The organism is Arthrobacter sp. PsM3 (genome assembly GCF_030433895.1).
In the GTDB taxonomy this organism is placed as follows: domain Bacteria; phylum Actinomycetota; class Actinomycetes; order Actinomycetales; family Micrococcaceae; genus Arthrobacter.
In genome coordinates, this window is sequence record NZ_JARUXE010000037.1 from 1 (window position 1) to 17,649 (window position 17,649).

The 17,649-nt window shown below is 67.0% G+C and carries 12 protein-coding genes; 3 read left to right on the top strand and 9 right to left on the bottom strand.

The features are described from left to right. Positions 1-1,965 (bottom strand): FG-GAP repeat domain-containing protein (locus tag QCD75_RS17410; RefSeq protein ID WP_301230659.1); only part of this gene is annotated, 1,965 nt, incomplete at its 3' end. A 575-nt stretch (positions 1,966-2,540) separates the two neighbouring features. On the opposite strand from QCD75_RS17410, the gene QCD75_RS17415 reads away from it, so the two are divergent. Continuing rightward, entirely contained in the window at positions 2,541-3,386 is an 846-nt protein-coding gene (locus tag QCD75_RS17415) for an SDR family NAD(P)-dependent oxidoreductase (protein WP_301230661.1), read from the top strand. Between the two features lie 66 nt (positions 3,387-3,452). On the opposite strand, the gene QCD75_RS17420 is transcribed toward QCD75_RS17415, so the two are convergent. The 5 genes from QCD75_RS17420 to QCD75_RS17440 form a co-directional block, all read right to left on the bottom strand. Beyond that, positions 3,453-5,264, bottom strand: a complete 1,812-nt coding sequence (locus QCD75_RS17420; RefSeq protein ID WP_301230662.1) for a sensor domain-containing protein — start codon at positions 5,262-5,264, stop codon at positions 3,453-3,455. A 180-nt stretch (positions 5,265-5,444) separates the two neighbouring features. Further along, positions 5,445-7,628, bottom strand: a complete 2,184-nt coding sequence (locus QCD75_RS17425; protein ID WP_301230663.1) for a putative bifunctional diguanylate cyclase/phosphodiesterase — start codon at positions 7,626-7,628, stop codon at positions 5,445-5,447. A 65-nt stretch (positions 7,629-7,693) separates the two neighbouring features. Next, a complete protein-coding gene (locus QCD75_RS17430) occupies positions 7,694-9,838 on the bottom strand; it encodes a putative bifunctional diguanylate cyclase/phosphodiesterase (RefSeq protein WP_301230664.1) in 2,145 nt (714 codons plus the stop codon). 170 nt (positions 9,839-10,008) lie between these two features. Then, a complete protein-coding gene (locus QCD75_RS17435) occupies positions 10,009-11,364 on the bottom strand; it encodes a UDP-glucose dehydrogenase family protein (protein WP_301230665.1) in 1,356 nt (451 codons plus the stop codon). Further along, entirely contained in the window at positions 11,361-12,509 is a 1,149-nt protein-coding gene (locus tag QCD75_RS17440) for a glycosyltransferase family 4 protein (RefSeq protein WP_301230666.1), read from the bottom strand. Before QCD75_RS17440 ends, QCD75_RS17435 begins: the two co-directional genes overlap by 4 nt. A gap of 581 nt (positions 12,510-13,090) precedes the next feature. Between QCD75_RS17440 and QCD75_RS17445 the strand changes: the two genes are divergently transcribed. Next, positions 13,091-13,270 carry a hypothetical protein gene (locus QCD75_RS17445; protein WP_301230667.1) on the top strand — a complete coding sequence of 60 codons (180 nt, stop codon included), beginning with the start codon at positions 13,091-13,093 and terminating at the stop codon, positions 13,268-13,270. Here QCD75_RS17445 and QCD75_RS17450 read toward each other — a convergent pair. Then, positions 13,267-13,515 (bottom strand): hypothetical protein, encoded by a 249-nt coding sequence (locus tag QCD75_RS17450; protein ID WP_301230669.1) that lies wholly within the window; start codon positions 13,513-13,515, stop codon positions 13,267-13,269. The genes QCD75_RS17445 and QCD75_RS17450 overlap by 4 nt on opposite strands. Continuing rightward, the gene (locus QCD75_RS17455) at positions 13,515-14,951 is read right to left on the bottom strand and encodes a flotillin family protein (RefSeq protein WP_301230671.1); all 1,437 of its coding nucleotides are present in this window, start codon (positions 14,949-14,951) and stop codon (positions 13,515-13,517) included. Before QCD75_RS17455 ends, QCD75_RS17450 begins: the two co-directional genes overlap by 1 nt. Before the next feature lie 468 nt (positions 14,952-15,419). Here QCD75_RS17455 and QCD75_RS17460 point away from each other — a divergent pair, with 468 nt between their 5' ends. Beyond that, positions 15,420-16,583 (top strand): phenylacetate--CoA ligase family protein, encoded by a 1,164-nt coding sequence (locus tag QCD75_RS17460; RefSeq protein WP_301230673.1) that lies wholly within the window; start codon positions 15,420-15,422, stop codon positions 16,581-16,583. Positions 16,584-16,646: 63 nt separating this feature from the next. On the opposite strand, the gene QCD75_RS17465 is transcribed toward QCD75_RS17460, so the two are convergent. Beyond that, positions 16,647-17,510: an HNH endonuclease gene (locus QCD75_RS17465; RefSeq protein WP_301230674.1), complete on the bottom strand. Its 864-nt coding sequence runs from the start codon at positions 17,508-17,510 to the stop codon at positions 16,647-16,649. Positions 17,511-17,649 lie beyond the last annotated feature (139 nt).

A 17,649-nucleotide genomic window follows, 5' to 3' on the forward strand; every position in this document is an offset into this window, starting at 1 on the left:
GGCCACCAGGTCCACCTTGCCGTCGGCGTTGAAATCCCCGGGAGCGACGATGGAGCTCATGATGTTCCACCCGCCGCCCAGGTCAACGCGCTTGAACCAGTCGCCGGCCCCGTTGTTCGGATACAGCCACAGTTCACCGCTGCTGTCCCGGGCAATCAGGTCCGGCTCGCCGTCGGCGTTGAAGTCCCCAGGGGCCGCGATGGAGGTCATGACGTTCCAGCCGCCACCGAGAGTCTGCCGCTTGGACCAGTCTCCGGTCCCGGTCCCCGGGTAGAACCACAGCTCTCCACCGGTGTCCCGGGCGATCACGTCCGCCTTGCCGTCACCGTTGAAATCACCGGCGCTCACGATGGAGGTCATGACGTTCCAGCCGCCGCCCAGGTCGATCCGTTTGAACCAGTCACCGGTCCCCGTCCCCGGGTACAGCCACAATTCACCGGAAGCGTCCCGGGCAATCACGTCCGTCTTGCCGTCACCGTTGAAGTCATTCAACCGCATCGGTTCTGCCGGTGCTGGCGGCGGCGGTGTTCCCCCGCCGAGGGTGCGGTAGGAGAACCAGTAGCGCTTGGTCACGTTGTTGCTGGCCAGCACCACGAGGCCGGTGGTGCTGTCCACGCCTCGCTTGCTGGTGGTCACGTCGTTCATGTTGTCGGACGAGCCGTCCTGAATGATCGCGGTGCCGCGGCCGCTCGCGAAGACCGGGTTGTCCATGGAAGCTGTCTTTTCGTAGACGGCGCCGGGAACGCCGGAGTAGGCGCAGCCGCTGACGCCGGTGCCGGGTGCCGTGTGGAACGCATGAACCACGTTGTTCTGGGTATCCAGGACGATCTGCGGGCGGGACACGCAGTCCCCGATCGTGGCGATGGTTGACTGGGAGAACGCGCCGGTTCCGGGCTTGAAGACCAGCAACAGCAGCTCCGGCAGGGTCTTATCCGCCGAATTGTCGTTGTATCCTGTCTTGATCGCAGCGAAGACGCGGCCGGAGCTGTCGGACTGCAGGGTCTTGAGGTTCAGGTGGTCATCGGCGGTATTGTTGCCCCTGGCCGCATCCTGGACTTTCCACGAGGACGTCGCGGTGGGGCTGGTCCCGTCGGTGCGCGTCGCCCAGCGGACAGAGCCCGTGAGCTGGTCGCTCCACATGACCCCGATCTTGTTGCTGCCATAGGCCACGACCGCCGAAATGTCATCCGGCGCAGGGTGCGGGTTTGAGACAGGGATCACGAACGGGGAGCTCCAGCTGGTCCCGCCCGGCGCGGAGCCGTTGACGTAAACAGTGCTGGTGAAGCCGCTGGTCGAATCACCGGCGACCTGGGTCCAGGTGGCCCAGATCGCCCCGGTGCTGTCCTGGTCGATGGTCATCGACTCGCTGCTGTTGTTCGTGATGGTGGTGGGGAAGCCGCTGTCCAGGGTGAACGTCCCGCCGGAGTAGCTGTAGCGGTACAGGTTGGCCGGCTGACCCGGGACCGACGCCACCGGCGATGTATCGGTGGACACCGTGACCACGTGGGAGGCGATGTAGAGATGGGTGCCGTCCCAGAGCGTGTCCGCCAGGGTGCTGGCGCGGGTGTCGTTCGTGACGCCGGTGCTGACCCAGGTCTTCGTGGGGACGTCCAGCCGGTAGATCTGCCAGCCAGTGCCCGTGGTCCACATGTCCGCCCACCACGATCCGCCGTTGAACCAGAGCTTGCTCTGCGGCTTGTCCGATGTTGGCGGGTTGCTCACCCCGGCGTAGCTGATACTGGGATAACCGTAGTCACTGGCCGCCGACGCGCTGCCTGAAATTCCCAGCAGCCCCCCGGCCGCCACTAATGCCATAACGACTATCTGGCTAAGCCAGCGGGCTGTTCTTTTCATCTTGATCGCCGTTTCCTTCATGAGTTCCATCGCCGTTTCCATGGTGAAGCTGTAATTTTTTTTGTTCTTTCCGGGCGGAGAAAGAACTGTAATGGAAATCGTGATGCCCATGGGCGTCAGGCTGAACTGCCCCAGGATCCCGTTTCCCCCCTGAAACCCCCCAGCCACATCCGGCAACTTCGATGTACCTGCGGCACACGCCGACTCAAGAACTCGCCCCCGCATCAACGTACGCGTTCAGTATCATGACAAAAGCGCTGAAACTCAACGGAAATCGGCGCTGTGATCGCTGACCGAGTACCCCATTTCCAAATGACTCGTGGTTCCCACGTAGGCACTCATGGGGCACCAAGTAAGGGCACAGGAATAGGCCAGTGATTGGAACAAACAACCAAGTATTTTCTCTCGTGACACGGAATCCGGTTATAGGGCCGCAATTGATTCTGACGAATTTCTCCGGATTCGTGCCCTCCGGTCTCCGTCGCGGATGGCGGCGGCATCGGCCGTTCCGGCCGAAATTTCACGAAGCGGCGAGGCTTTTGTCTTTCCCGAATTAGGCGCAATCCGTCGTCCGACACCAAGTTCCCGGCTCGGTCCTGCCGCTTGTCCTCCAGCTCCGTACCGCCGTGGTTCGGTAGGCTCGATCCAGACCAGCCCGACATCCGCTTCCGCTCAAAGGACATTTCATGACCGCACGGACCATCGTCATCACCGGAGCCAGCGACGGCATCGGCGCGTCCGCCGCGCGGACCCTGAGCAGGCAGGGGGAGCGGGTCGTCGTCGTCGGGCGTTCCGCAGAGAAGACCGCGAGGGTGGCGAAAGAGATCGGTGCCGACTACTTCGTCAGCGACTTCGCGGAGCTGGCCCAGGTGCGCCAGCTCGCCGCGCAGCTGAGGGAGAAGTACCCCCGGATCGACGTCCTGGCCAACAACGCCGGCGGCATCATGGGCCGGCGCGGGCTCACCGTGGACGGGCACGAGAAGACCTTCCAGATCAACCACCTGGCACCGTTCCTGCTCACCACCGAGCTGATGGACGTGCTCACCGCCAGCCACGCCACGGTCATCAACACCTCCAGCGCCGCCAACTCGCTCTACGGCAAGCTGGACCTCAATGACCTGGAGACGGCAACCAAATACACCGCCAACCTTGCCTACGGCAACGCCAAACTGGAGAACATCCTCTTCACCGCGGAGCTCAACAACCGCTACCACGCGGCTGGCATCTCGACGGCGGCGTTCCATCCCGGCGTCGTGGCCACCAACTTCGCCGCGGACACCACCAGCCCGTTCCGGTTCCTCTACCGGAGTTTCCTCAACCGGTTCATGCTGAGCCCCGAGCAGGGCGCGGACACGCTGGTGTGGCTGGCCACGGCCACACCAGGGCAGGACTGGATCTCCGGCGCCTACTACGCCAAGCGGGCACTGGCGAAGGCCAACAAGCTGGCGTACGACCCCGGGCTCGCCCGGGAGCTGTGGGAGCGCAGCGCGGCCATTGTGGGCGCTGACCTCGGCGAGCTGGACAACCGGTAGTAGCAGGCAGCAGCCCCCAGCAGCGAGCATCCCCGTGCCGTCGGAGACGGCACCAGAGCTCCGGGGTCAGCGCTCGGCGTCGACCTTGTCGATCGCTGTCAGCGCGCTCTCCATCGTACCGGCCAGTTCACCGGCCGGGGCCGGCCTGGCAAACAAGAAGCCCTGCAGGGAATCGCAGCCACAGGCCATCAGGTACTTCGCCTGTGCCGGAGTCTCGACACCCTCGGCTGTGACCTTCAGGCCCAGGGTGTGCGCGGCGTTGACCATGGTGGCGAAGAATGGCAGCTGTTCGTGGCCGGTTTTGATCATCGCGACAAAGGAGCGATCAATCTTCACCTTGTCCAGGGGCAGTTCCTTGAGCCGGTCCAGGGACGCATAGCCCGTGCCGAAGTCATCCATCGCGATCCGCACGCCTGCCCCGCGCAACTGGCGCAGCTGCCGCAGGACGTCCGAGTCGGACTGGAAGAAGACGCTCTCGGTCAGCTCCAGCATGAGCTGGCGCGGATCCACACCGGTAGACGCCGCGATCGCCAGCACATCCGTGGCGAAATCGCGGTTCTGGAACTGCAGCCCGGAGACGTTCACCGCGACACTGTACGCGGTGTCCCCGGCCAGCCAGGGCCGGATTTCGGCACAGGCCCGGCGGAGGACCTCGTCGCCGATCTCGCGGATCAGCCCGCTTTGCTCAGCCACTGGCAGGAACTGGTTGGGCGGGACCATCCGCCCGTCACGTTCCCAGCGTGCAAATGCCTCGAACTGCACCACAGCGCCTAGCCCGGGGGAAACTACCGGCTGGTAGTGGACCGAGATTTGGCCCAGCTCCACCGCCTGCCGAAGCCCGGCCTGGCGGCGCGCAGAGGTTTCCGCGGTATTCAGCATCTCCGGCCGGAACCTCTGCCAGGCGTTCTTGCCGCCGGTCTTCGCCGCCGTCAGGGCCACGTCGGCCTGCCGCAACAATTCGGCGCCGTCGAGCGTTCGGGGGGTCTTGGAGGCCAGCCCCATGCTCATACCTGGACGGACCAGCGAGCCGCCGACATACAGCGGTTCGGCCAGCGACGCCGCAATCCGATTGGCCACCGCGTCCGCGTTGAGGCATTCGGTCAGCAGGACCACGAACTCGTCGCCGCCGAGCCGAGCCACCGTGTCGTGCGGGCGGACGCAGTTGCGCAGCCGGGTCGCGACCACCACCAGCAGTTCGTCCGCGGCGGAGTGTCCCACCACTTCATTGAGGTTCTTGAAGTCATCCAGGTTGAGCAGCAGCACGTCCACCGGGTCCGGGCGGCGCAGCGCCGCCGCCAGGCGCTCGTTTAACAGCGTGCCGTTGGGCAGCGCGGTCAGCGCATCGCGCAGGACCCCGGCCCGGACCTGGTCATCATGTCCAGTGAAGGCGGCAACTGCCGTGGACGCAGCAGGCGCTCGACGGCGGTGGGCCGCGGTGTCCGCAAAAGTGCCGGCGCTGGCATCGGCGTCCGCTGCGGTTTCCCGGTGGCGGTTCCCCGAATCCGCACCGGGATGGTGCGCCGCACCGCGGACGGAGAGGGCAACGGACCGCATGGACGGTCCGTTGCCGGCGCCGGACGGTAGCAGCGAGCAGGTGATCTCGACCGGGACGTCCACGCCGTCCGCGCGGCGGACGGAGCCGGCGAACGGCTGGCGGGAGCGGGGCGTGGAGACGCCCAGACCGGAAAGGAAGCTATGGAAGGGTTCGCGGGAGGCCTCGGCCAGGAACAGGGTTGGATTGGAGCCCAGCAGCTGCGCTCGGGAGTAGCCGAAAAGTTCTTCGGCGGCGGCGTTAAGGAAGGACACCGATCCGTCCGCCAGCAGCAGCAGAGGGTCCGGGCTGTGCTCCAGCAGTAGCTGCGCGAGTCTGGAGTCCATGTATTGCCTGTCCCAAGCTAGGTTGCGAAATGGCGGCACGCGTTGCGGAAAAACACGGCGGGTGCGCTCACTGAATGATATGTGGTGCGGCCCCTCCCGGGTGATAGGCATCGTGCCGGGCGCAATCGCGTGTCTCTCCGGCCGCTGCGCGCGGACCCCCGGATGGTGGGGTGCCGGCGGCTATCCGTGAGGGAATGCGTCGGCCAGCGCGGCTACGGCGGCGGCAGTGTTGCGGATGCCGAGCTCCCGGCGGTGCTCGGGCTCGGGGCGGGAGAAGAGGAAGCCCTGCAGGGCATCGCAGCCGTGGTCGATCAGGTAGTGGGCCTGTTCCGGGGTTTCGATGCCCTCGGCGGTGACCTTCAGGCCCAGGCTGCGGGCCATGTGGATGATCGAGGTCAGAATCGGCAGCTTCTCTACCCCGGCGCGGAGCATCGAGACGAACGATTTGTCGATCTTGACGATGTCCACCGGGAGCGCCTGCAGACGGCCCAGCGATGAGTATCCGGTGCCGAAGTCGTCCAGTGCCACCCTGATCCCGGCCTCGCGGAGGCTCTCGAGCTGGGCGATGACGTGGGACCGGGGATCGAAGAACACGCTCTCCGTCACCTCCAGCACCAGCTGGTGCGGATTCACGTTGCCCCACGCCGCAATGGCCAGGACGCGCTCGGCGAAGTCCCGGTGCAGCAGCTGTACGCCGGAAACGTTCACCGCCAGGCTCCGGGACGGGTCCTCCGCAAGCCAGGGCTGCAGCTCGGCGCAGCTGCGGCGCAGCACCTCTGCGCCGATATCCCGGATCAGGCCGCTGCGTTCCGCGGTCCGGATGAACTCGTCAGGGGGCATCAACTTCCCCTCGAACTGCCAGCGGGCCAGGGCTTCGAACTGCACGACTTCGAGCAGTCCGGTGGACACCACGGGCTGGTAGTGGACGACGATCTGCCCCAGTTCCACGGCCCGCCTCAGCCCGGCGATCAGCTGGGTCCGTGCCATCAGCTCGGTGAGCATCTCCGGCCGGAAGTGCAGATAGCAGTTCTTGCCGGCCTCCTTGGCGGCGTACATGGCCAGGTCCGCCTGCCGCAGGAGCTCGGAGGACGTCATGGGCCCGGCGCCGCGTGAGGCTACCCCCAGACTGAGGCCCGGCCGCAGCAGGGTGCCCTCGATGGAGAACGGGGCGCTCAGGGTGGCCACAATGCGTTGGGCCACGGCGTCGGAATCGTTGCAGCCGATCAGCAGCACCACGAACTCATCCCCGCCGAGCCGTGACACGGTGCCGTGCGGCCCGACGCACTTCTGCAGCCGGTCCGCGATCTCCACCAGCATCTGGTCCCCGGCGTGGTGGCCCAGGATGTCGTTGACTTCCTTGAAGTCATCCAGGTCCAGCAGCAGCACATGGACCGGGTCGCGGTTCAGCAGCGCGGCTGTGACACGTTCGGTGAAGAGGACCCGGTTGGCCAGTCCGGTCAGCGGGTCCTGGAAAGCGAGCTCCTTGAGCTTTTCCGCCTGCTCGGCGAGTTCCTTCAGGGCGCGGCGCAACTGGTCCTGGGCGCGCTGGGTCGAGCTGATGTCGCGGAAGTTCCAGATCCGGCCCACGACGGTGTTTGCGACCTTCTGCGGCCTTGAGTAGAGCTCCACGGTGCGGCCGTCCTTGAACTCCAGCACATCGTGGCTTTGCTTGACCCTGTCAGCGTTGAGTTCCCCGACTTTCTGCAGGAAGTATTCCGGATCAAGCAGCTGCCGGGCGATGAAGGTGACCAGCGCCGTCGGATCCTCCGCTGCGACCAGCTCGGGCGGCATGCCCCACAGCTTCAGGTACTGGTCGTTGATCCCGGTGATGAGTCCGTCGTTGGAGATGACGACGATCCCGTCGGCGGTGGACTCCAGCGTGGCGTCCAGGAGGGAGACGGCCAGCCGCCGGCCCGAATCGGTGTCCTCGCGGTGGCTGCCGTCCCGGATGGCGACGGCCATGGCCGGTCCGGCGTCGAACGTGACCAGCGAACAGGTGATCTCCAGGGACAGCTCGCTGCCGTCCCGACGCCGGCCTGCCGCCGCGAACGGCTTACGGCCGGACAGGCTGCCGCGGCCCAGCCGGCCGAAAACCCGCAGGAAACCGCCGCGCTCATCCTCGGAGAGCAGGATGTTGTGCCGCGCCCCCAGCAGCTGTTCGCGCGGGTAGCCAAAGAGGCGCTCGGCTGCCGCATTCACGAAGGCGATGGTTCCGTCCGCGGTCAGCAGCAAAAAAGCATCGGGGCTCTGCTCGAGCAGGCTCTCTTCCATCCCTGTTCCCACGGCGGTACCGGCCCCCAAAGCTATGGTAGGTGTGTTGATGACTGTCCCGGCGGCGCCGCGGACAATGCGTCCCTGAATCATAGGGTTCCCTGCTCCCTTGTACTGCACCTGTCCAGTGGCGGTACCCGTCCACCGGCGGTGCCGGGTCACCGCGGCCCGGAGACCCGCTCCTCCAGCAGGGCGGCGAAGGCGTCGTTGGACCGGGCTATGGCGGAACCCAGGCCGGGCCCGGCCTGGGGGCGGGAGAAGAGGTAGCCCTGCAGCGAATCGCAGTCCAGTTTCATCAGGTATTCGGCCTGGGCGGCCGTTTCGACGCCTTCGACCGTGACGCTGAGGCCCAGGCCGTGGGCCATGGAGATCATGCAGCTGAGGATCGGCAGTTTCTCGTCGCCGGTATGGATCATGGCCGTGAAGGACTGGTCGATCTTCAGGGTGTCCACAGGGAGCCCCTGAAGCCGACCCAGCGAGGAGAAACCGGTGCCGAAGTCATCCAGCGCCACCCGCACGCCCGTGTTCCTGAGGGCGGTGAGCTGCTGGATCACGTGGACGTCGTCGTGGAAGAACACACTTTCGGTGACTTCCACGACCAGCTGCCGCGGATCCACCCCGGTGTTCCGGGCGACGGCCAGCAGCAGTTCGGCGAAGTCCCCGTGCTGCAGCTGCACGCCGGAGACGTTGACGGCGAGGGCGCGCGAGGGGTCCTCAGCCAGCCAGGGCCGCAGCTCGGTGCAGCCTTTCAGCAGCACCTCGGTGCCGATTTCCACGATCAGGCCGCTGCGTTCCGCCACCGGAATAAACTGCGCCGGCGGGACGATCTCGCCGCCGCGCTCCCAGCGGGCCAGCGCCTCAACCTTCACCACGATACCGCTTCGGGCCGAGACGATCGGCTGGTAGTACACGGTGATCTGGCCGGCATCCACGGCCAGCCGCAGCCCGGCCTCCAGCTCGGTGCGCTCGACCAGGCTTTTCATCATCTCGGGCCGGAACCGCAGGTACCGGTTCTTCCCGGCCGCTTTCGCCGCATACATCGCGACGTCGGCCCGGCGCAGCAGCTCGGAGGCGTCCACTGCGTCCTCGTTGATCGACGCCAGGCCCAAGCTGAGGCTCGGGCGCAGCATGGTGCCATCGATCCAGAGGGGCACCTTCAGGGACGCGACGATCCGCTCGGCCACCGTTCCGGGGTCCAGGGAGCCCACCAGCAGCACCACGAATTCGTCACCACCCAGGCGTGCTACAACGTCGCTCGGGCGGACACATTCACGCAGGCGCCGGCCGACCTCGATCAGCAGCTGGTCCCCGGCGTGGTGGCCCAGGATGTCGTTGACTTCCTTGAAGTCGTCAAGGTCCAGGAGCAGGACGTCGACGGCGGTACCGCACGGTCCGCGCAGGGCTGCCTCGAGGTGGTCGTTGAAGAGCTGCCGGTTGGACAGCCCGGTCAGAGGGTCCTGGAACGCGAGGGCCTTGAGCTGGGCGGCCTGCTCGGCAAGGTCGGCCATGGCCTGTCGGATCCGGTCCTGCGCGATCCGCGCCGGGGTCACGTCGCGGAAGCTCCAGACGCGCCCGACCACCCGGTCCGCGACCTTCTGCGGGCGCGAGTAGCGTTCGAAGGTGCGGCCGTCATGGAAGTCCAGGACGTCATGGCTTTCGGAGGCGGGGTCGGCATAGAGCGCGGCGACCTTTTCCACGAACTGCGCGGGGTCCACCAGTTGGTCCAGGACGAAGCCCATCACGGCGTCGTCGTCCTGGGTGGCCAGCAGCTCCCGCGGGACGCCCCACATGGAGGTGAACTGGTTGTTGACGCTGGCGATCCGGCCGTCCCCGCCGACGACGAGGATGCCGTCAGCCGTGGATTCCAGCGTGGCGCTGAGCAGGGACAGGGCTTCGCGGAGCCCCGCATCGGTGGCGAGGCGGTGGGAGGTGTCGCGGACCGCGACGGCCATGCTGATGGGGGCATCACCGGTGTCCTCGACCAGCAGAGAGCACGCCACCTCGCCCTGGAACTCGGTGCCGTCGCGCCGCACCCCGTAGGCCTCAACTGGCGGGATGCCGGGAGCGCCGTCGGCGTCCTTGCGGAGGGCGGAGAAGAGCCGGTGGAAGCCGCTGCGGAATCCTTCGGCGAGGAGCATGCGGTGGTCCTGGCCCACGACTTCCTCGCGGGTGTAGCCGAACATGCGCTCCGTGGCGGCGTTGACGAGGCGGATGATGCCGTCGTCGGAGATTACGAGGAGGGCATCGGGGCTGGATTCGAGCACCGCCTCGACACCGGGCGCCGGGTGCGGGGACGCCGTCACGGTGCCACTGCCTTGCGAATTTGAGACCACCGGTAGTTCATATAGAGTCCTCCCCTCTGGAAATCATAGGGGCCTTCCGGCTGGGCGCCGACCACGTGCGCCCGGCGTTTCTGCGGGCGGGATTCAGGGGCCGGGTCTCAGGGGGGTCGAGCGCCGGCGGTTTCGTTGGACTAAACCAGCCGGTGGCCCGCGGCGGCGCCCGGGCGGGTGGCGCGGCCCCGGCCCAGGCCGCGGACCGTCCAGCCTGCCGCTTCCCAGACGGAAGCGTCGATGACGTTCCGGGCATCGAGCAGGGTCCGGCGCCGGACCAGGGCGCCGGCCTCGGCCGGTCGAAGCGAGGCGTATTCGTCCCACTCGGTCAGCAGCAGCACGAGTTCGGCACCTTCCAGCGCCCGGGACGTGCACGGCTCGAAGCGCAGCTGCGGGCAGCGGAGCCACGCGTTGTTGATCGCGGCAGGGTCCGTCACCGTGACATGGGCGCCGTGCGACGCCAGCTGGAGGGCAACATCCAGGGCAGGGGAGTCCCGGATATCGTCCGTGTCCGGCTTGAAGGCAGCGCCGAGCACCGTGACCCGGCGTCCGCTCAGCTGGCCGCCGCACAGGTCCCGGGCCAGTTCGACGGTACGGGAACGCTGGTCGCGGTTGATGGCATCCACCACGCCCATCCATTGGTCCACCGAATCCACGCCCAGTCCGGCGGCCTGGACCCGAAGGGAGCGGATGTCCTTGGGTAGGCAGCCGCCGCCGAACCCCAGGCCGGCATGGAGGTACCGGCTGCCGATGCGCGGATCAAGGCCCATCGCCGAGCCCAGCTGCTGCACGTCGGCGCCCGTGGCGTCGCAGAGCTCGGCCATGGCATTGATGAAGCTGAGCTTGGTGGCGAGGTACGCGTTCGACGCCGACTTGATCAGTTCCGCCGTGGCGAAGTTGCAGACCAGCCGCGGGATCCCGGCGGCCAGCAGGGGCGCGTAGACGGCATCGAGGGCCGCGGTGATGGCTGCGCCGGTCGTGCCCTTCCCGGAGACGCCGTAGACCAGGCGGTCCGGGACCAGCGAGTCCCTGACCGCGGTGCCCTGGCGCAGGAATTCGGGGTTCCAGCCCAGCAGCACGTCCGGGCGCTCGTCCAGCACACCACTGAGCATGTCCACCGTTCCTACCGGAACCGTGGACTTGCCCACCACGGCGGACCCTGCGGCCAGGTGAGGGAGGAGCGCCCCGGTGGCGGCGACAAGGTAACTGAGGTCGGCGCCGTCGGAGGTCTTGGACTGTGGTGTGCCCACGCAGAGGAAATGCAACTCGGCGCAGGCGGCGTCGGCGAAGTTCGTGGAGAAGCTGAGACGGCCGGTGGCGATCCCGTCCCGCAGCAGTTCGTCCAGCCCCGGCTCGAAGAACGGCGCCGCACCGCGGCCCAGCTGCTCGACCTTGGCGGCGTCGACGTCGATCCCCACCACGCTGTGGCCCATTGACGCGAGGGTGGCCGCGTGCACGGCCCCCAGGTAACCGCAGCCGATCACGGAAATTCTCACAGAGCGACTCCTTGGGGTGATGTGGTGGCGATGTCGGCGGCGAGGACCGCCTGGTAGTGCTGGACCAGTTCGGCACCCAGGGCGGACCACGTCCGGCCCTGGACCGAGGCGTGGGCCGCCGCGGCGAACGCGCGGCGCTTGGCGTCGTCGCCGATCAGGTCCACCACGTGGTTCCGCAGCGCGGCCAGGTCGCCCGGTTTATAGAGCCAGCCGGTGCGGGAGTTCTCGACGAGGTCAAGCGGCCCGCCGCGGCCCGTGGCGACCACCGGCACGCCCGAGGCCATCGCCTCCTGGATGGTCTGGCAGAAGGTCTCGAACTCGCCGGGGTGCACGAAGAGATCGAAGGACGCCACGGCCCGGGCCAGTTCCTCGCCGCCGAGGAATCCGGTGAAGACCGCGTCGGGCAGGGCTTCCCCGAGGGCCTGGCGCTGCGGTCCGTCGCCCACGATCACCAGCCGGGTGCCGGGAACACCGGCCAGTACCGCGAGGTCCTGCACCTGCTTTTCCACCGCGAGCCGGCCGACGTAACCGATGATGCGCTCGCCGGCCGGGGCGACGGCGGCCCGCCATCCGGCGTCGCGCTTGTCCGGGGAGAACCGCTGCGTATCCACTCCGCGCCGCCACATCTCCACCCGCGGAATGCCGCGGCCGCGGAGCTGGTTGAGCGCGAAGCTGGAGGGGACCAGGGTCCGGGAGGCGAGCAGGTGGATGTTCTCCACCCGGTTCCAGGCCCAGTTCTCCAGGAAGGGGACGCCGTAGCGCCCGGCGTAGCCCGGGACCTCGGTCTGGTAGATGGCTAAGGTGGGGATCCCCAGCTGGTGGGCGGCCTGCGCCGCGCGCCAGCCGAGCACGAACGGCGACGCCAGGTGGACCACGTCCGGTGCATACTCGGCAAGGATTCGCTTGACCCGATTGACACCGCCCATCGCCACCCGCACGTTCGCGTAGCCGGCCAGCGGAACCGAGGGCAGCCGGTGGACATGCGCTCCGAAGACCTCGGTGGGGGCCTCCGTGTCCTGCGTGGACGGCGCGATCACGAGCACCTCGTCTCCGCGTTCCTGCAGATGCTCCAGGACCCGCAGGATGGAGTGCGTAACCCCGTTCATCAGCGGCAGGAATGACTCAGCAACAATTGCGATCCTCACCCCTCCACGGTGCGCGGGCAGGCTTTCGGGGCGGGGGTGGGCGCATGGCGGGGGAGGGAAGAGTGGGTTAACAGGGCGGGTTCCGGGCCCGGATGGGGGTTCGGGCCCGGGCTGGGGGCGTTCAGACTCGGGTTGGCTGTGTGGGGGCGCAGCTGCACCCGAGCCCACCCCGCCCACTGGGCATGTCCTCCCGCCGGGCTCAGGAGTGGACATGGTGCCCATGTGCGCGCTCGTGGCAACGAAAAATGAGCATGTCCAGCCGGGACCTGTCCGCGACTGGGCTCGGGTCGGGACATAATGCCCATATGCGCGCTCGTTCCCGCAATAAATGAGCATGTTCACCAGGGGCTGGTCCGCGGCCTGGCCAGGTCCTGGAGAAAGTCCCCGGGCGCCTCGCGTGAGGGCAGAAGAGGCGTCAGCGTAGGCTTGCTGATCTGCCGGACGTCCCAAAGACGCAGGATTCGCCGGGGATGGGCGCTAAGCCGGACCCCATAGCGACCATTTGCGGCAAATGGGCGCACGCTTCGCCCGGCCCCGGCCAACAAATCCGCCGTAAAATTGGAGCCAGGGGTGCTTCAGAAATGTCCGGGTCGATCGTCGTCTTCCTGATCCTGGTGGCCTTCATCGTACTGCTGGGTGTGATTGGCACTGTGGTGATGGTCCTGCGCCACGGGCGCGGCCCAAAACCGCGGGCGGCTTCGGAGCGTCCCTGGACGGCGGGCAACCTGCCGAGCGTGCCGTACTCGGAGTGGCGCAGCTAGCCGCGGGTGTCCTTCCTCAAAACGTCCGGCAGCTCATCAACGTAGACGGTTTGTGGCGGCTCGTAGTAGATGACCATGACCTCCTCGCCCACCGCGAAGACACTGGTCTTGTCGAACGGGTGGGCGTGGAAGGCGCTTGTTCCGCCACGGAACGGCAGCATGACTTCGCCGATGGTGCCAGGCGCGATGCGTCCGGTGACCCGTCCGATCCTGCCGGTGAGGCTGCGGTCAACGTCCTTGTGCATCACGCATCCGGAGCTTTCGTGGGGCCCTTTGAATCGCCCCGGCCGTTCCTCAGAGCAGACCTGAGGGCGGGGAGATAGTCGCCCACCTGGGCCAGGATTCCGCCAATCATGCGGTTGATGCCGTCACCGCCGTTGAGGACGGTGAGCTGGCCTACGTGGGCGAAGGGTTCCGCCGCTGCCGCGATGATGGCCGGCATGTTCTCGGCCAACTGCTGCGATATGACCGCCTCCTGATTGGTGCCCAGGGCCTCGGCGCGTGCCTTGATGCCGTCCGCCTCGGCCAACGCCTTCGCCTTGATAGCCGAAGCGGCAGCATCGCCGCGGGCCTTGGTGGCCGCCGCCTCGGCCTCGCCGGTAACCCGGGTTGCCCCGGCCGCCGCTGCCGCCGCCGTCGCGTTGGCGTTAGCCTGCAGTTCCGTGCGCCGGGCATTGACCTCAGCTTCGAGTTCCGTACGCCGCGCCAGCGCCTCGGCGGCGCTGATATCGGCCGACTTCTGGCCCTCGGCATCTGTGCGCTTGGCATAGGCCTTTGCGTCGGCGGGCTTCCGGACGGTGGTCTGCAGTTTTTGCTCCTCCCGGTCCGCCTCAAGCTTGGCCACTTCAGTCTCCTGGACCACCACCTGCTGGCGCGCCGTCGCGTCGGCGAGGGGGCCCGCCTGGGCGGCCTGCGCCTTGGCCCGTTCGGCGTTGGCCTGTGCCTCGGATTGCCGGATGGCCGAGATACTCTGTGCGTCCGCGATCAGCGCCTCCGCCTCGGCTTCCTTTTCTGCGGCCTCGCGGTTCCGGGTGGCCTCGGCGATGCGCGCCTCCATCTTGACCTGGGCGATATGGGGCTTGGCGATGTTCTCGATGTAGCCTGTGGGATCCTGCAGGTCCTTGATCTGGAGCGAATCGACCACCAGTCCGAGCTTTTCCATTTCCACACCGCTGGCGCTGCGGACCTGTGAACCGAGCTTGTCGCGCTCGCGGATGATTTCTTCCATGGTCATGCTGCCGATGATCGAGCGCAGGTGCCCCTCGAAAACGTTGTAGACCTGGCTTTCCATTTTCGGCTGCTGGCCGAGGAAACGCCGCGCGGCGTTGGCGATGAACGGCGGGGCGTCCCCGATCTTGTAGATGACAACACCCTCGACGATCACCTGGATGCCCTGCGACGTCACGCAGGAAACTTTGAGCTCGGTTTCGTTGAGGGTCAGGGACAGGGTCCTGACGGTCTGCAGCCCGGGAAACACCAGGGCGCCCTTGCCGGTGACGATCTTGAAGTCCATTCCCTCCCTGGTCTCCAGGGTTCCCCGCGTCAGCCCCGAGATGATGAGGGCCTCGTTGGGTTCTGCCACTTTCCACATCAGTTTTGTGGTCAGCCAAATAACGGCGATGACTACGGCCGCTCCGACGAGCACGGCAAGCAGCGGGGCGAAGGCTGAAAAATCCGGCATACCAGGTCCTTTCACAATGCTGGAAAAGGTGGTGCGGCACGGCCCCCAACCGCTCCGCCGATAGAACCCGGCCGGACGCGAATGCGGAAGTGCGGGGCCGCCAATCCAGCTGTTGTACACAGTCTGATGCGCCCCCTGCCGCAAAGTCCAGCGATTGGATGATGCGGGGACAAAAGCCCCTGTTGCGGACCGCGCCGACGTGGAAGGCTGGGTGTGAGACCGCAGGGAGGTCCCGGAAAGGGATTCGCGATGCGAGGCTTCTCCGGAATGTTGATCGGAATCGCGTGGGACGTCTGGCGGGCTGAGCGGGAAGGCCCCGGAGGGATCGCCCGCCGCCAGCAAGCCAGGCTTTCGGAGCTCGTAGAGTTTGCCCGGTCCGCTTCGCCCTATTACCGCCGCCTGTACCGGAACGTGCCGGAGCGCGTCACGGATCTGCATCAGCTTCCCCAGGTAGGCAAAAGGGATCTGATGGCGAACTTTGACGACTGGGTGACAGACCCGCACATCACCTTGGCGAGGCTGGGGTCGGAGCTGTTGTCTGACCTATCCCAGCTCGGGCGGTCCTACCGCGGCAAGTACCTGGTGGTGACCACGTCCGGCACCACCGGGGAACCGGCCATCCTGGTTCACGACCGGACATCATGGGTGGTGGTCAATCTGGTCGTGCGGGTTCGCGAGCGCCGGACCCTGCTCCGGACTGCAGAAGTGCGGGAGTTTCTGCGCCATGGGCTGCGGGCTGCGGCCCTTGTCGCGGGCGGCGGCCACTTCGCGGGCGTGGTCTTGACGGAATCCGCCCGGCGCCGCAGTCCGGCCATCGCCCGGCGGGTCCGGGTCTTCTCCGTGCTGAGGCCTCTCGCCGATCTTGTGCAGGAGCTCAATGACTTCCAGCCCACGGTGCTTTACGGCTATCCGAGCGCGATGCTGCAGCTGGCCGCGGAGCAAAAGGCCGGGCGGTTACGGATCCGTCCCGTCCTGGCCATTAGTTCCGGCGAGAACCTGTCCTCTGCCGGACGCGCCGAGATCGGAGCGGCGCTCGGCTGCAGGATCACCGAACGCTACCTTTCCTCGGAAGTCCCTGCCCTGACCAGCCGGTGCCGGCACAGCGCGTTCCACGTCAATTCTGACTGGCACATCCTCGAGCCGGTGGACGCGGACTACCAGCCGGTGCCCGACGGCGTCACCTCCCACACGGTGCTGGTCACCAACCTGGCCAACCGGGTGCAGCCCATAATCCGCTACGACCTCGGAGACCGGGTCACGCTTGCCACAGCCCCGTGCCCCTGCGGCAGTCCTTTTCCTGTAGTGAAAATCGAAGGCCGTTCCGGGGACTTGCTCTACTTCGGGGCGCCCGACGGCCGTCAGGTCACGATCCTGCCACTGGCGCTGGGGACGGTGATTCTGGAGACCGCCGGAGTACACCGGTTCCAGGTGATCCGCACCGGGCCGGCCGCCCTGCGCCTGCGGCTGGAGGTTGCGCCGGGCGCCGACAGGGCACAGGTGCAGAAATTAGTTCAGGAGCGACTGGCCAGCTTCTTCGCCTCCCAAGGGACGGGAGCAGTTGCCATCGAACACGCGGACGAGCCTCCCCAGACCGACCGCAGTGGCAAGTTCCGGCAGATCTGGTCGTCCTGACGGCGCGCTGCGGCCGGGACAACGCTGCGCTGGAGGCGCAGGACAACCGGCGCCGCGGCGGGCCTACTGCGGCCCCAGGAGCTCCCGGGCCTGCCGCTGGGCCTCCAGCTGTTCGTCAGTGACAGTGGATCCGCGGAGGAACCCGGCGTCGGCGATGATCCGGCGCAGCTCGGCTACGGTCCGCGGCGTGCTCACGCCCTGGTGGGCCATGGCGTGGCAGTTGGCGCAGAGCGGGACGAGGTCGGTGATGGGATCGAGCTGGTAGCCGCTGCCAAGCCGGGACACCGGGACGACATGGTGGACGTGAATAAAGCCCTTGCCGATCCCGCCATAGGCCATTTCGAAGGAAAAACCGCACGCCGCGCAGTGAGTGCCGTGGTAGGCGATGCAGGCGCGCCGGGCCTCTGGGTCGCGTTCGTAGATGTTGACCTCTACCCTGACGACCGCCCCTTCTGGGTAGGTCCCGGGGACGGCCTCCGTTGGATCTGGGCCTTGCGGGGGCCCGAAAGTACCCCACAAGGCGCGGATATTGGCTTCTTCGGACGGTTCGACGGCGTGCCCTGAGCCGAACACGCTGCCCCATGGGACCGCGGGCACGGCTTCCTTGAGAATTTCGGGGGTTATCTGGTCGCCCATGGGAAGGAGGACGTCGAAGGCCACCTGCACGAACATCGCGGTCTTCCCTGGTTCGGCATAATGCGGCCCGGGTTCAGGCTGCTTGGAGACCACGATGCCGTGGCCAATAAGTCCCCGGCCGTGGTCTCCCTGCAAGAGCAGCCAGGCGTCCGTGCCGGCACTGATATTCCGGTGGCGGCCCACGCTCCATCGCTCGAGGTGCACGCCGGTCGCGGCGACGCGCTCAACGACCTCAGCGTAGTTCCAGTCATTCCAGCGGTCCGGGTTCCAGCCCAGGATGATGGCGGTCATCTGGCCATTCTTGCAGGAGTGATCCCGGCGAGTGGCAGCCTGCGATTCGGCGATTGGACGCAAATGGTCGCTAAGCGGGGGTGAATAGCGGCCGTCTGTGGTGAATGGGTGCGGGTGGATGGGCTGGTAGCGGCCGTTT

Excerpts from the sequence above, each read along its gene's own strand:
- QCD75_RS17460 (WP_301230673.1), top strand. The coding sequence starts at position 15,420 with ATGGCGAACTTTGACGACTGGGTGACAGACCCGCACATCACCTTGGCG.
- QCD75_RS17445 (WP_301230667.1), top strand. The coding sequence starts at position 13,091 with ATGTCCGGGTCGATCGTCGTCTTCCTGATCCTGGTGGCCTTCATCGTA.
- QCD75_RS17455 (WP_301230671.1), bottom strand. The coding sequence starts at position 14,951 with ATGCCGGATTTTTCAGCCTTCGCCCCGCTGCTTGCCGTGCTCGTCGGA.
- QCD75_RS17425 (WP_301230663.1), bottom strand. The coding sequence starts at position 7,628 with ATGATTCAGGGACGCATTGTCCGCGGCGCCGCCGGGACAGTCATCAAC.
- QCD75_RS17465 (WP_301230674.1), bottom strand. The coding sequence starts at position 17,510 with ATGACCGCCATCATCCTGGGCTGGAACCCGGACCGCTGGAATGACTGG.
- QCD75_RS17450 (WP_301230669.1), bottom strand. The coding sequence starts at position 13,515 with ATGCACAAGGACGTTGACCGCAGCCTCACCGGCAGGATCGGACGGGTC.
- QCD75_RS17420 (WP_301230662.1), bottom strand. The coding sequence starts at position 5,264 with ATGGACTCCAGACTCGCGCAGCTACTGCTGGAGCACAGCCCGGACCCT.
- QCD75_RS17415 (WP_301230661.1), top strand. The coding sequence starts at position 2,541 with ATGACCGCACGGACCATCGTCATCACCGGAGCCAGCGACGGCATCGGC.